8 protein-coding genes and 3 pseudogenes are annotated in these 14,071 nt (G+C 59.3%); 5 read left to right on the top strand and 6 right to left on the bottom strand.

Annotated features, from left to right (window positions below):
- Positions 1-271 precede the first annotated feature (271 nt).
- On the bottom strand, positions 272-2,071 hold the full coding sequence (locus AC1Q6V_RS31995; protein ID WP_439673199.1) for a PHA/PHB synthase family protein: 1,800 nt from the start codon (positions 2,069-2,071) through the stop codon (positions 272-274).
- A 512-nt stretch (positions 2,072-2,583) separates the two neighbouring features.
- Positions 2,584-2,892 (bottom strand): hypothetical protein, encoded by a 309-nt coding sequence (locus AC1Q6V_RS32000; protein WP_199414674.1) that lies wholly within the window; start codon positions 2,890-2,892, stop codon positions 2,584-2,586.
- A gap of 744 nt (positions 2,893-3,636) precedes the next feature.
- Here AC1Q6V_RS32000 and AC1Q6V_RS32005 point away from each other — a divergent pair.
- Positions 3,637-4,008 carry a hypothetical protein gene (locus tag AC1Q6V_RS32005; RefSeq protein ID WP_439673200.1) on the top strand — a complete coding sequence of 124 codons (372 nt, stop codon included), beginning with the start codon at positions 3,637-3,639 and terminating at the stop codon, positions 4,006-4,008.
- A gap of 141 nt (positions 4,009-4,149) precedes the next feature.
- A pseudogene (locus tag AC1Q6V_RS32010) lies at positions 4,150-4,239 on the top strand (H-NS family nucleoid-associated regulatory protein); the annotation flags it as partial.
- 237 nt (positions 4,240-4,476) lie between these two features.
- Here the strand turns inward: AC1Q6V_RS32010 and AC1Q6V_RS32015 are convergent.
- Positions 4,477-6,600, bottom strand: a complete 2,124-nt coding sequence (locus AC1Q6V_RS32015) for a TonB-dependent receptor (RefSeq protein WP_439673201.1) — start codon at positions 6,598-6,600, stop codon at positions 4,477-4,479.
- A gap of 334 nt (positions 6,601-6,934) precedes the next feature.
- Between AC1Q6V_RS32015 and AC1Q6V_RS32020 the strand changes: the two genes are divergently transcribed.
- On the top strand, positions 6,935-8,185 hold the full coding sequence (locus tag AC1Q6V_RS32020; RefSeq protein WP_492344765.1) for a GGDEF domain-containing protein: 1,251 nt from the start codon (positions 6,935-6,937) through the stop codon (positions 8,183-8,185).
- Positions 8,186-9,452: 1,267 nt separating this feature from the next.
- Here the strand turns inward: AC1Q6V_RS32020 and AC1Q6V_RS32025 are convergent.
- Positions 9,453-10,394, bottom strand: a complete 942-nt coding sequence (locus AC1Q6V_RS32025; protein WP_492344764.1) for an NAD(P)/FAD-dependent oxidoreductase — start codon at positions 10,392-10,394, stop codon at positions 9,453-9,455.
- An 896-nt stretch (positions 10,395-11,290) separates the two neighbouring features.
- On the opposite strand from AC1Q6V_RS32025, the gene AC1Q6V_RS32030 reads away from it, so the two are divergent.
- Positions 11,291-12,400: an acyltransferase family protein gene (locus AC1Q6V_RS32030; RefSeq protein ID WP_492344763.1), complete on the top strand. Its 1,110-nt coding sequence runs from the start codon at positions 11,291-11,293 to the stop codon at positions 12,398-12,400.
- 320 nt (positions 12,401-12,720) lie between these two features.
- Here the strand turns inward: AC1Q6V_RS32030 and AC1Q6V_RS32035 are convergent.
- Positions 12,721-12,888, bottom strand: a pseudogene (locus tag AC1Q6V_RS32035) (transposase); the annotation flags it as partial.
- Positions 12,889-12,917: 29 nt separating this feature from the next.
- On the opposite strand from AC1Q6V_RS32035, the pseudogene AC1Q6V_RS32040 reads away from it, so the two are divergent.
- Positions 12,918-13,360 (top strand): annotated as a pseudogene (locus AC1Q6V_RS32040) (phage integrase family protein); the annotation flags it as partial.
- Positions 13,361-13,663: 303 nt separating this feature from the next.
- On the opposite strand, the gene AC1Q6V_RS32045 reads toward AC1Q6V_RS32040, so the two are convergent.
- Positions 13,664-13,894, bottom strand: a complete 231-nt coding sequence (locus AC1Q6V_RS32045; RefSeq protein ID WP_492344762.1) for a hypothetical protein — start codon at positions 13,892-13,894, stop codon at positions 13,664-13,666.
- Between the last annotated feature and the right edge of the window lie 177 nt (positions 13,895-14,071).

Here is a 14,071-nt window from a genome sequence, read left to right on the forward strand (position 1 = left end):
CACTACAGGGTGGAGCAAGCTTGGCAGGTTCGGCTATGCCTTAGCGTGCTTTATTTTCCGTTTTCTGAGACGACCCCTTGTTGATTGCAGCAGAGTAGGCTTTCCTCATTTCAGACAACGCAAGAGGACCTACAACCGCCATGCCGACAACGCGTATCGAACGCAAGGCCGCGCTGATACATCGCGGCCGGCGCAGTGGATCTTCGAAATGCTCAGTCGCATTTGGTTACGCCTGGTGCTCGATGAGGCGGGTCAATTGGCATGGGGGGACTCAGGGTGCGAGTACGTAAGTGCCCGGAGCATCTTCCAGCACGGTGCCCCCACCTAACACCGGCGGGGGGCATTTTTCGCTGGAGTGTGCGGCCAGCCACTGGTGCCAGCACGGCCACCAGGAACCTTCGCAGACCGGTGTCTGCGCGAACCATTCGTTCGGATTCAAAGAGGGGCCGTCCTTGGGCCGTGTGCTGAAGCGATAGCGACGTCCGGCATGCCCAGGTTCGGAGACGATGCCCGCATTGTGTCCGCCTGAGGCGAGAAGAAAACTGACTTCAGTACGGGTCAACAGGTGGAGTTTGTACACGGAGCGCCAAGGTGACACGTGATCCCGTTCGGTGCCGATGACAAAGATGGGCTGCTTGAGATCGGCGAGTGACACCGGCCGGCCCTTCACGCAGTACCTGCTCTCGGCCAGATCATTGTGCACATACAGCCATTGCAGATTTTCACTATGCATGCGGTAAGGCAAGCGCGTGGTATCGGCATTCCAGGCCATCAGATCGGTCTGCTCGGTGCGCTGGCCCAGGAGGTATTCGCGCGTCAATCGGGACCAGATTAGATCGCGCGAGTGCAGCAACTGGAAGGCGGCCGCCATCTGGGCCCCATCCAGATAGCCTTGCTCCCACATCAGCGCGTCGAGGTAGGCAAGTTCGCTCGCATCGATGAATAGGCCGAGTTCACCCGGCTCGCTGAAGTCGGTCTGCGCGGCGAACAGCGTGATCGTCTTGAAGGGGGGCGATGTGGACTCGATGTCGCGGCCAAGTGCCGCTGCGCCGATCGCCAACAATGTGCCGCCGAGGCAGTAGCCGGCCGCATGGACCGATATCCCGCCAAAAATGCTGCGCACCTGCGCCAGGGCATCAAGCAGGCCCAGTTCGAGGTAGTCATTCATGCCGAGGTCGCGCGCCTCCTCATGCGGATTTTTCCACGAGATCAGGAAAACCGTATGCCCCCGCTTAACCAGATAGCGTACAAGCGAATTGTGAGGCGACAGGTCCAGCACGTAATACTTCAAGAGCCACGAGGGAACGATCAGCACCGGCTCGTGCCAGACGGTCGCGGTCTGCGGCGCGTACTGGATCAGCTCGATCAAGGCATTGCGATAGACGACCTTACCGGGCGTGATCGCGACGTCTCGCCCGACACAATGGGGGCCGCATCGCCCCCGGGAGGTATGCAGGACGCGGCCAGCGAAGATGTCATGCTGGTCGTCCAGCCAATGGCAAGCGCCTGCGAGGAAGTTGCGTCCACCCGTCTCGGCCAGCGTCCGCAGCACTTCGGGGTTCAGCCACCAACAGTTGCTCGGCGACAGCATGTCGGTCCATTGCCGGGCCGAAAAACTGACGACACGTTCATGGTGTGGAGAGACGCCGCGCAGGTCGGTGGTCGCTTCCTGCCAAAACGCCTCGGCTTGCAAAAACATGTCACGCAACAGATGGAACGGCCAGCGATCCCACTCCGGATGGGCGAAGCGCGGGTCGTCTGGCTCAACGGGGGGCGAGGGCCGGCCTGTAAGGCCGGCTGGTTGCGCGACGCGGTGGAACAGTGCCATCTGCTTACCTGGCGAGCCGGTCAGGTGCCAGGCCCAATCCAGCCACGCCAGCCACAGCGCGGCCGGCGAAACGCCGCCGGTGGCGCGGGCAATGGTCGCGTGCAGGAACTGGTCGATCGGCGGCGCCGGCCGGTCGAGCGCAGCGCCCGGGTATGACCGCGCACAATCGGATCCAGCTGAGACGCCTGCGGCGAACCTGCCAGACCCTGGGATAGCGGGAGGATGCGTCACGGTCTCATCCATCGCAAGCTCCAACCCTCTTTTTCCTAGCGTATCTCAGCTCCAGCGTCATCACGGCGAAACGCGCGTTATTTGTTTTCTGGCAGCAGATATGGCTTGGCGGCTTCCGGGGATGGCATGCTCGGCCGCCCCGCGCTTTGTGCCGGCTGTGCCGGCGTGACATCCTTTACGTCGGCTGCCCGCGGGCTCATGTGCTGTCCCACGCGGGGCCTTGCTGCAGGCGCAGAACTTGGCACCCCGCTAGTCGGCTTGCTTGGAGAGGGCTGCGTATGGGCCGCAACGCTGTACATGGTCGCCAAGCCAATTAGCGCGATAGGTAATGATGTCCTCATCATAACGAACTTCACTCCCCCCTCATACACAGACACAGCGCGGTTCCTGGAATTGACCACAGCACCGGACCCTCGCTTACCGGATGGCCGGTACAGGGACTAGTGTCTCCTAAATAGGGTACTCGGTTCAATGATGACAATGAAGCCTTCGTTTCCGGGAGGTCCGGGAACATGAAGCTCATGTCAACCGACCGGTCGCCGATCGCCTCCAGCAACGTCCACCGTCTTTTGCCCGCGCGTAATGCAATGGTTTCTCCTGAGCCGACCCGGAGATACTTCATATCTGCTGTCAGCAGTAATGGCTCGGGCAGCTCTGTCGAGGGAAGCTGGGCCTCCAAATAGGGCGGGCGTCTGGTTCGCCGGCATCATCGACGCAAGTTTTTGTTCACGAACATGCTCGAGCCAATTGCCGCCACCATCACCCAGCCGCTTGTCAGCGCTCCATGCCAACAGTAACCGCGCGGTAGCGGTGATAATTTTCTTCGTGGCCATGATTGGCTCCAGCACGATGAAAAGATTTTAGCCTGAATCACTCTATTGCGCCCATGCCGACGATATCGTTACTCATACATTACAATCTGGTCACGAAGCAAACTGTTCCTGCGCCAGTAGTCGATTGATGTTTGCCAGGTATCTCGGGGCGACGCGGCTGCGCTCTGCATCGTTCTCACGCGGGCACGCGCGCAGACGACAGGACCCGCAGGCAGGGGACTCAGCGTCAGGTCAGGAGCTTGATTGGCGCAATCCATGGGCCGGGCGATCACCGTTACCTGCCTGCTCGCGAACAGCGCGCCGTTGGGATCGGAGGCCGCCGGGGGCACTATGGCCTCGGTGATCACCCGCACCAACAATTGGTGTGGGATGTGGTACCAGACCGCGACACAAAAAAGTAGAGGCAGCTGAACGAAACGTGCTCGCGGCTGCGGCACAGCAAGCGGTCGAGCGGGCCCCACATACCGCGAAGCGCTGACGAGTGCAGGGCGCTCGTCGGGCCTATGCAGTCATAGCTTCGATTAATGCGCGCCCCTGGCTGGCCTTGTCGCGATGCTGTGCCGGCATATATTGAAGTGTGTGCAGTCGACCTGTGCGCGCAGTGATGGTGACCTGTTGCCTGCTGTCCATGCCAAGGGGCGCGGTGGTTGCAGCGTGTCGCGCCGGATGTCATGCCTGCCTCGGAAGACGTTAGCGAGGTCAGACTTGGCAGCGGTGCTAACTGGCCCTCGTTGGGGAGCTCACATGCTGAATCCATTCATTGAATATCAGCGCTCGCTGTTTGCACCGTGGACGGCGTGGGCGGAGACAGTCGCAAGCGCGTGGATCGAGCCGGGCAGTCCCTGGTTGCCGTTCCCCGCTGCGTCGTGTTTTGCCGCCGGCTGGGACATGCTGAACCGTTTTGGTAAGGCCTATCAGAAGCCCGCCTTCGGCATCAGTGCGGTCAACCATGAAGGCCATGAGATCACTGTGGTCGAGGATGTGGCACTGGACCGTCCATTCTGCCGTCTGCTGCGCTTCGCGCCAGAGGCGCCCGGCGGACGTGTTGGCACGCGACAGCCACAACCACCAGCAACGAAACGGCTGCCAGCGCCGGTACGGACGCCTGGCAAATAGCCAGCACGTGCAGCTGTTCCACGCCAACATGGCGAATACCTGTCTCAGCTCTGCCACGCAATCGTCCAGGGTGAACGGACCGTCCACCGCCGGCACGCGGCGTGCATCATTCCAGTCCGTCACGTACACCACATGCTTAGGGATCCCAAAACAGGAAAGACCTGGTCTGGGCGCGGTCGAACGCCTGCATGGCTTGGAAAGCGACCAGAGCGCTTTCTGATCCAAGCATAAGCCAACAACAGGATGCTTTCGCAAGCCGACCACGAGGTCGCTTGATGGCATTCAAGTTCGCTCGCAGGACAGACGACCGGTTTTTAGAAGGATCGCCTTTTTGCGAACATGAGATGGCTAGGAAATCGCAAGCAGGTAAGCTCATCCCCGCATCAACGATGACGCAGTTGCCAGTACAGCTTGACGGCCGCATCAAAAAGGGAACCACGCAGGCCGAGCCCGCGGGGTTCGTGGCGCTTACATCCGGTACCGCAGCGTTGCCATCACGCTGCGCGGCGCACCCGGCATGTTCAGGTTGGGGTTAGTGCCATGCGCTGAGACGATATAACCCTTGTCGAACAGGTTGTACACGTTCAGCTGCGCCTCGAAGGCGCCGCGGCGGTACCAGGCCATGGCATCGGCAGTGACGTAGCCGGGCAGCGTCACGGTGTTGAGCGGATCGGCATAGCGCGCGCCCACCAGGTTGACGCCGGCGCCCACGCCGAAGCCGTGGCCCAGGTCCTTGGTCACCCAAGCGTTGCCCGAGTGGCGCGGCGTGATGGTGGCGCGCTTGCCTTGCAGCGCGGCGGTGGACTTGGTGATGGTGGCATCCAGGTAGGCGTAGCCTGCCAGCATGCGCCAGCCGCCGCCCAGCTCGGCCGCGCCGGAGAGCTCTACGCCGTCGGTGCGCTGCTCGCCGATCGGCAGCAGTGCCGTGTTGGTGGCGTTGGCCACCTTGATATTGCTGCGCTCCAGGCGGAACACCGAGATCGTGGTGCTGGCCTTGCCGTTCAGCCAGTCATACTTGGCGCCGACTTCGGTGTTGTTGGTGGTCTCCGGTGCCAGGTCGGCGTTGTTGGCCGCCAGCGCAAAGGCCTCGCCCGACGGCTGGAACGACTTGCTCCACGACACGTAGTACGACTGCGCCTTCGACGGCTGCCACACCAGGCCTGCGCGCGGGCTCCAGGCGGTGTCGGTGCGCGACAGGTCGCGCTGGCCGGCGATCCGGTTCTTGGTCTCCTGCTGGAAGTTGTCGTAGCGCACCCCGATCAGCGCCTTCCACTGCTCGCTGAACTTGATCATGTCCTGGGTGTAGAACGCCAGGGTGTCGAAGACGCCCAGGTTCGACGTGGTCGGCGAACCCGGTGCCTTCAGCGGCAGCGTCATCAGCACCGGGTTGAACAGGTCGAACACCGCGGGGCGGCCGTTGGCCCCCAGCACCGGCTTGGTGTTGTTGACCTGGTCCTTGTTCTGTTGCCCGATCTCCATGCCATACAGGATTTCGTGCTCCATGCCCAGGAAGGTCGCCTTCTGGGTCAGGTCGGTCTGGTTGAACCAGCCATGTTCCTCGCGGCGGACATTGCCGTGGTTCATGGTTAGCGTGCGCGCCGCTTCGTTGACGGCGCTGGTCAGTGTGTTGTTGCGATCCAGCGAATAGTGATAGTAGCGCGTGGCGTTGCGGATCGACCAGTTCTCATTGAAGCGGTGATTGATCGTGGCGGTGCCGGAGAACACGCGTGACTGCGAATAGTCGGCATCGCGCGCATTGGCCGCGCCGTAGTAGCGCGAGGCCGGCACGTCGACCGGGCGGCCCTGGTAGGCCGGGATGCCGAAGTCGGTAACGCGGCGGTCTTCCAGGTAGTCGGCCTGGAACAGCACGGTGGTCTCGGGCGCTACGCGCAGCTCGAGCGACGGCGCGATCGCCTTGCGGTCCAGGAACTGCTGCGAGCGGTAGCTGTTGGCCTTTTCCACGGCGCCAGTGATGCGGAACGCGGCGGCGCCATCGGCGAACACGCGGCCGACGTCGGCCTCGGCGCGGCGGTCGGCCCACATGCCGTAGCTCAGCGCGAAGTCGGTGACGTCGATGCCGGGCTTCTTGGTAACGCGGTTGATCAGGCCGCCGGCCGAGCCGCGGCCATACAGCACCGCCGCCGGGCCCTTGATCACTTCGACGCGGTCCACGTTGGACAGGTCGCGGAAGTACAGTGCGTCATCGCGGATGCCATCGACGAACTGGTCGGCGATCGCGGTAAAGCCGCGGATCGAGACCTGGTCGCGCTGGCCGTCGCCATGCGAGAACGACACGCCCGGCACGTTCTTCAGCGCATCCTGCATCGACGTGGCGTGCTGGTCGCGCATCACGTCCGCGGTGACCACGTTGACGGTCTGCGGGACATCGCGCAGCGGCGCTTCGGTCTTGGTCGCGCTGACGGCATTGGGCGGGTTGTACCCCTCGCCAAGCTCCCGGCTCACGTCGACTTTGACGATGACCTCCGGCAACTGCGCCGACGGCGCCGGCACGGTCTCGGCTCGCGCCAGCATCGGGGGAAAAAGGAAGCTCGCGGCTACCGCGGCGCAAATCGGGTGAAGTTTTGTTCTCATTTTGCTGTTCATGTCCCTGCTGCTGCTTTTAATGACCCGCTATTTGTATAAAAATGCGACGCATTATCATTTACAAAGAGGCAGTTGGCAACAAACTCCTTGGCCCGACTGGGTGAAAAAATGAGCTTTGCGACGCACATATGAAGTACACGGTGGGGTGACTAGTCGCGTCTGAAACCGATGGCTTGGGCAAAAGACAAGTCCGAACCTGAGCCAAGCGTTTAGACATATCGAGCCCCCGCCGACTTTGGTTGCCCTAGGTGATTAATTGCTTGCATTCGGAGCCCTTTCAGATTGAAATGCGCCGTCACAAAATTTCGCCACGGGCTCCTGAATGAACGCCGATTTGATGACTTCTTTGGATATCCGGACGAGTTACGTTTTCGCCTTTGCTTCGCACGCCATGCTGGCCGGTATTTTGGCTAATTTTTGGCGCAAGAAACGCCCCGACATGGGATTGGGTTGGTGGGTCCTCGATGGTCTGCAACTTTCCATCGCATCGCTGCTGTTACTCGCCTGGGGCAAGCTGCCGCCGTGGCTAATTCTGGTCGGATCGAATTTTCTGATTTTCTGCAATATGCCGACAATCGAATCCGGATTGCGGGCATTTTTGCGAGACGACATCTGGCCCGGCCTGACTACGCGGTGGTTGATCGCCGGCCTTGCCTTCATTGGTTGGGCTCTGACTTGGAGCGAAGGATGGACCTACGCACAGCGCGTTATTGGGTTTTCGGTCGCTTTTCTGATCCAGCTCGCGCTTTTTCTGGCATACGTGCTGAGCCTGCGTGGCGCCGGTCTGCGCTTCGTGCAGAGCCTGCTGCTGTTCGCTACCTTGCTGGTGGCGGCAGCGCTCTTCGCACGCATGTTTCATATCCTTCGCCGCATGGATACCGTGACATCGTGGCAGCAAGACGTTTGGCTACCGCTGCAAACATTCACCGCCGTATTTGCCGCATTTCTGCGCGTCTGCTGCGTCCTTTATCTGATCCAACACCGGACCGAACAGCGGCTGCGCGCTGCCCACCAGGATATTGAACGACGCGCCAACTTTGATCTTCAAACCGGCGTCATGTCACGGTCGTATTTCGAGATTCAGGTGCACGCGGCAATTGCCACGGCACAACGACAACAGCACCCCTTGACGCTCCTCCTGCTTGATGTGGACCACTTCAAGACTGTCAACGATACGTTCGGTCACCAGCAAGGCGATGAGGTACTCGCCAGCATTGGCAAGGCTGTGCGGGACAATACACGGAGCAATGACCTTGTCGGCCGCCTTGGTGGCGATGAATTCGCGATCCTTTTGCTGAATATCGAGATTGACGACGCCATCGAACTGGCCGAGCGGATTCGCACCGAAGTCGCGTCGATGCAGACGCGCTGCGGCGCTCTGTCTCTCAGCATCGGCCTGTGTGGCCTTCCGCCTGCAAAGAATTTTGAGTCGGCGTATCGCTTGGCCGACGCAGCGCTCTATACAGCAAAGCAGGCTGGTCGCGGACGGGTGGTCGCGCACGATCCGCTCAAGCTATCGCACGGCAGTCTTGCTACGGCAGGGGCATCCAAGGCATGCCTTCATCCAACGTGAATTGGAGTCCTCGCCCAGCTTTCTCGCATGCCTCGCAGGGGCACCAGGCGCAATGATCGTGGTGCTGGCGAACGCCTTCTAGCAGCCTCGAGGGCGAGAATATCGGTGGTGCTGACGATAGCTAAGCGTTACTCGAGTGCTAGTCATCATATCCGTGGCGGCCGTGATGTCCGCGCTGGCCATGGCCTCCATAGTAGGACGAGTCACCGTGGTAGCCGCCGCCGTATGGAGCCACAACACAGCCAGCCAGTAGTGCGGTTGCAGTGAATAGGAGGGCAAGGGTTTTCATTACAGTTTCCTTACTAAACGACAGCGGTCTGAGCAAGACTTCCGGGAGGAAGCAGGTCTGGATCGGTTCGGCGCGAACCCATCGTACGTCAAATCCGTTAATCATCGTCGCGCCAACGACGCATTCGCGGTACTGGCGACGCCCGATAGCTCGTGAAGTCTCATTCGCACTTTATGCCGTTTGTAGCCAATGGGTTTTAGCGAAGCTATACAGGCGTTACTGCCTGTAACGGAACGGGCCGATGATCGCGCCGATGACTTGCCAGAGAAGGCAACCGGATCCTGTGTGCCAGTTCGGGTTGGATCGGCTGCAGGCAGTACCCGAGGCCGGCGTGCCCCCTAGCAACTCACGGCCGGCAATCTGGTGTGCGCAATTCGGTTTTGTAACTCTTGTCCAGTGTGCAGAGCCTGGAGACCGCATGCCGTAGCAAGTCTCTTTTTTTTGGCTTGTGGAAACAAATGCGATGCGCGCCGTGCAGATTCTTCAGCGGGCGCACCTTGACGTTCACACTGGCAGTTTCGCTGATAACCGTTGGCCCTGGCAGGAGAAGGGATCCGCGGCAAAGCGCCGAACAGTCTTCTTTACCAGCGCCAACGCTGTCTTGAGGCTCGCACCTGCCACGCTGAAACGAACGCACAGGCTATGCGGTGACCACGCTGACGTTTGATGAGTTCTGCCGCGCCTTCCGCTCAAGCCCTGCCAACCAAGCTATGCGCAGATTCTCAGTCGTGCGGGCGGCGCTAGCCCGGCAGCCGGATCCTGCGAGCACGGCGGAAGCACCGTAGTTGGCAGTGGGGCAGGTCCATGTGTCTTGTATGCGCGCGCGAAACGAGGGGAGAGCCGTGCGGACCGCCACAAGCACTCCCGCTGTGTTTTCCGCCACTCTGGCAAACCGGCATACGCAAGGACCAGCATTGGCTCACCTCGCGTGTTGGCTTCGTCAGTCGCAAGCTCGGCGGAACTTGGACTGACACGGCACTATTCTAAATCTTCACGGAGCAGCGCAGTATGAATCCCAATGGCCGCTTGGACGCCTTCCCCGGCAGCAACGACGGCCTGTAGGACGTCGCGCGAGGCATCACCTGCCACGTACAAACCGGGTACGTGGGTCATCTGCTGGTCGTTATCTATGATGCAACCTTGGGGGGCGTACATATCGCAACCGAGGCGCTCTGCGAGGTCTGTGGACTGCTGCCTGCCAGTGTTGAAGAAAATGGCAGACCGCGGCAAACGGGCCCCTGAATCAAAAACGATATCAAAGGAGGCTTGGTACGGGACTTTGCTACGAATATCAAGGCACACTATCTTTTCTTCCCGCACGGCGACCCCATGCTGACCCAAACGTCTGCAAAGGTCAGCGCTCAATTCCGAGGGCCCATCAGTGCACAGGACTGTGTCTTTACTCCAATGCATCAGTTCTAGCGCCAGTCCACCCCCCTTGTCGTCTCCGCGACCGTAGACAGCAAGTGGCTGGTCACGCATCTCCCAGCCATCACAAAAAGGACAGTGAAATAGCCCGGTCCCGTAGAGTTCGCGAAACCCCGGCTGTTCCGGTAATTTGTCGACCACGCCGGCGGCTAGCAGCAGTTTGCGCGCAAAAAAAACGCGCCCATCGCGCGTGGTTACCGAAAAGCCAGTATCGGCGCGCCTGGCGTCTATCACCCGGGCCTTCACAAACCTGACCGATGGGTACGCAGCAATTTGCTGCCGCGCAATGGCGCGCAAGTCGGTTGGTGAAATACCGTCCCTGCTCAGAAACCCGTGCAACGCATGCGAGACGGCATTGCGCGGCGCTCCATCGTCAAAGAGAATGATATTTCTTCGGCATCTCCCTAATATCAGCGCCGCATTGAGTCCGGCTGGCCCTCCGCCCACCACTATTACGTCCCATTGACCCGCTTGCTTGTCCCTAATACTCATGATTACTTCTTCCATATGCAAAAAAAAGATCGGTAACCGATGCTAAATCTGCAGGTAATCCGTTCCTGGTCGAAGTGGTGCTTGTTCGGTACTGTCTCAACGGTCCGTTCGTGGAGGGGTAATGCTAACGTCGGCATTCCGGCCCGGCCGGCATCAGGATCATCACAGCGGCGGCATCGTCCTGCAACAGTGGCATCTTCTGCATGGGCCGTATGTTCTACGCTGCCGCAGTCAGACGGTGGCAGCGCTCCGGCGCAGACGCGCAACGAGCGGGTCAAGACGCAGCTTGCCTTTAGGTTTCACAAGACACTGGTTAGGCCGATTTTAGGAAATGATACCTGACCGGAAGATGACGCCGACATTGCAGACGTTTTTACGCTCATTGAACTCCAGCAAATGCCAAACAGCGGAACGAGTAACCCGTAACGCGCAAGCCATAAGATTCTAGTGTGCGATAACCCACATAGATCCCCCTTGGATGATTGACTACCACGGAAAAACCTGAAGAAACTGGCAAAGCTTGCAGAGTAAACTCCGATGATGGCGCACACAACCGAGTTTGAAAATCGCCAACTTGCCCTCCCTCGATGAAATAGAAGTTGCGAAAAGTGCAGTTTGGCGTTTCGGACAAACTAACTAGACAGGATTCTCGGTTGCTAGCGCGATGACCAGACATTATCGCAAGTAAACTAACGCAATCGCAGCAACATACGCAGTTTGTGCGGGCCCGCACGGAAGTCTTGCTGACGCAACCCGAAAATGCACAACACTCATTTTCGTTGATTACCGACAGCGGCGGCCCCGTGACTGATGACCCCCCTTAGGCTAATAAAATGACAAGAAGACGCTAGTGAGGACTGGCAACAAACATCAATAGCATTGTTCAGGGAACGGAGATGCGTCAATTCAGGCCCCTCACCAGCTTACGTCTGTTTCTGGCGCTTTGGGTATTAAGCCTACACTGGTTCCACGACTATGGTGACGACGGGACCTTGATTAATATTGGCTTTACGAGCTCGCTCGTTGATCATGGCTATCTCGGTGTGGATGGATTTTTCATCCTGAGTGGCTTCATTCTCGCTTACAACTACGATCCATCGCCTAACTGCCGCCTAGACTTGAAGAAGTTTATTGTTGCGCGCATCGCGCGAATCTATCCTGTCTATGTCGTCTGTCTATTGGCATTTGCGGCCGCGGTAGTTATTCGCGACTTGACGTTGCATAAGGATTTGGTTGGGTCCACAAACTATACATTGTCGGACTTTATGCTGGGGCTTTCCCTGCTTAGTGCATGGCGATACGCGGGAATAACGGGGTGGAACGACGTCGGCTGGTCAGTCAGTGCCGAATGGTTTGCCTATGTTTGGTTTCCCGTGTTCCTGTTGATGGCTCCGCGTCTTAATCGGGGGCGCATCGTGCTGATGGCATGGGTCGCTCTGACAGTGCTTGGCGTGGTAGAGTCAACCTCGCCTCAACATCTATCGCTCAGCGGCGGCATTGCCCGCTTGATTCCCGAATTTTATTTAGGTGTCCTGGTCTGCCGCTTACGAGCAGCACTACCGAATTATGACGGTTGCGCAGTGGGGGCGTTGCTGTCGTTGCTCATTTGCGCGATTGGGGTGAAGCTCGGTGCAGATACGATTTTTGTCGCCGGGGCTGCCGGACTGGTCTTCTCACTTTCGTATGAGAAAGATGCTCTGACTCGCGTTCTCTCAATGAGGACGCTAGTATTTCTTGGCGAGATCTCGTATTGCATCTACATCGTACAGCGAATACCGCAGCACCTGTTCATGTTTGTTAGATCCCGGCTGCCCGATATTGCTGCGATGCCAGGCGCGATGCAGGCGCTTCTTCTGTTGTCGCTCACGCTAGTTTTTTCGATCTTGCTCCACTATATAGTTGAAAGGCCGGTGCGATCATGGATCAATCATCAGTTCGGCTCACGGAGCCGACATAAATCGCCGAGTGCGAGCGAGAATAAACCGCAGTATAAAACCATCTTATAGCGAGGCAGATTCGTCGCGGATAGTTATGTGGCGCATCGGGAAATTTTCTAACAAGCTGTTGAAATTTGCTCCTGCGAATGCGATTGAGCAACAATTCGCATATCGCGTCGCGCCTTATCACTCTCAGGCTGGAAACTGGGAACAGCATGGACATGTCAGACCCCTGTCAATCTCGATTGACACGAGGGTCGTACGGGCGGTTGAAATTCAGTGGTCAAAAGACGTAACAGTAAATTTCGACGAAGGCTCGTGCCGATCTACGCGGGTCGGTTTACCACATTTCAGAAGTCCGCCCAATGAATCAGCCGTTCTAAGGCCGTACTGCTGCGTTGCAGCCGTTTCACCGATGAGTGTTCGGCGGGGTCCGGCTTGGCCAGGCAATTGGTTGGCGCGGATGCGTGAATCGCAGAGAGATCGCCCAACTCAGCGAGCATGCCCACCGCCGTAGTGAAGTCTACGGCGCGCGTGGCCTGCAAGCCCAGTGCAGCCTCGGTGGCCGCGCTGCGGGCGCGGCGGCGCGCGGACCGTGCGGGTGCCGCGACGGCGCCGCTGGTGGGCCACCAAGGCAGGACTGGGTGTCGCCAGCGCGCGGCAGGTGGAGGTCTTCATTGCCAGGCATCAGCAGCTGACCGAGCGGGCGCAGGCGCTGGTCGCGCAATCCCCGCGTGGCGTGGTAGTTCCGTGGGAGCCACTGCGCCTGCTGCAGCAAGTCGACGGCTCGCAAGGGCAGTTCCGCGCGCCGCGCGCGACTTGCACGCTCAACGCGGACAACGATTACGCCTGCCGTGCAGGCATGGCTGGCGCTGCATGAAGCGCCGGCAACCCAGCGGATTTACCGCAAGGAGGCCGAGCGTCTGACCCCGCGGACGATTATTGAGCGCGAACGGCCGTTGTCGTCCCTCAACACGGAGGATGCGACGGCCTACCGCTTTCTGCGGCAGCCCGATACCCCGTGAGTGCTAGGTCAGGCCGGGGAGAACGCGTAGCACCCCCGACTGGCGCCCGTTCACCGGCTGAGGCGCCGGCACGCTGATTTGCCGCGCCGGCGCCCACGCCCGAGTCAGTGTACTCTAAGCGACTGGCGCATTGCAGGCCTTTCGCAGGCACTCCCGGTCAACCCCACGGACAAATCCGATTTTCAGGGAGGGTATCGACAGGCTTGGGCGCTGCGGGCCCGATGAACCGTGACTCACTGGACCGGCTGCTATCGACAGCTGCATTGTCCAAAATCCGCATGTCTGCTCTCCAAGAACGACTCGGTACTCAACCGCGAGCTGAAGCGGCATTGGTAGCATGCAGCGTGTCAATAACATACCTAGCCCATAGTATCCCTTGCAGTTGCGCGCCGTCGCTGGTCTCATGGTAGCCCAGTACGTCGGCCTCTCTAATTGTTTGGAAATCCAAGCTCACGCGACCTACCGCCTCGACCTTACCGTTTTCCCGCGGGTTCGCAAATCCCTCTGCAATGCAACCTCGATATTTTTCAATTGACATTTAGAAGCGCTCTCCTTACAGCGGGAAGGTATTCGGTCATGTAAGGACCAGCTTAATAGCGCTACTTTGATATGCCAAGTTTTGACTGGGCTTGGCAGATTGCGCCACATGCGATGACCCGGTAGCGCCAGCCCGCCCTTGCCAACGATTGTGCAGTTCCGAGTGTCCGCCAGCCGT

This window comes from Cupriavidus sp. GW823-FHT07B10 (assembly GCF_058794355.1).

What these genes read in the sequence shown, in the direction of transcription:
- AC1Q6V_RS31995 (WP_439673199.1), bottom strand. Translation starts at nt 2,071, where the DNA reads ATGGATGAGACCGTGACGCATCCTCCCGCTATCCCAGGGTCTGGCAGG.
- AC1Q6V_RS32000 (WP_199414674.1), bottom strand. Translation starts at nt 2,892, where the DNA reads ATGGCCACGAAGAAAATTATCACCGCTACCGCGCGGTTACTGTTGGCA.
- AC1Q6V_RS32005 (WP_439673200.1), top strand. Translation starts at nt 3,637, where the DNA reads ATGCTGAATCCATTCATTGAATATCAGCGCTCGCTGTTTGCACCGTGG.
- AC1Q6V_RS32015 (WP_439673201.1), bottom strand. Translation starts at nt 6,600, where the DNA reads ATGAGAACAAAACTTCACCCGATTTGCGCCGCGGTAGCCGCGAGCTTC.
- AC1Q6V_RS32020 (WP_492344765.1), top strand. Translation starts at nt 6,935, where the DNA reads ATGAACGCCGATTTGATGACTTCTTTGGATATCCGGACGAGTTACGTT.
- AC1Q6V_RS32025 (WP_492344764.1), bottom strand. Translation starts at nt 10,394, where the DNA reads ATGAGTATTAGGGACAAGCAAGCGGGTCAATGGGACGTAATAGTGGTG.
- AC1Q6V_RS32030 (WP_492344763.1), top strand. Translation starts at nt 11,291, where the DNA reads ATGCGTCAATTCAGGCCCCTCACCAGCTTACGTCTGTTTCTGGCGCTT.
- AC1Q6V_RS32045 (WP_492344762.1), bottom strand. Translation starts at nt 13,894, where the DNA reads ATGTCAATTGAAAAATATCGAGGTTGCATTGCAGAGGGATTTGCGAAC.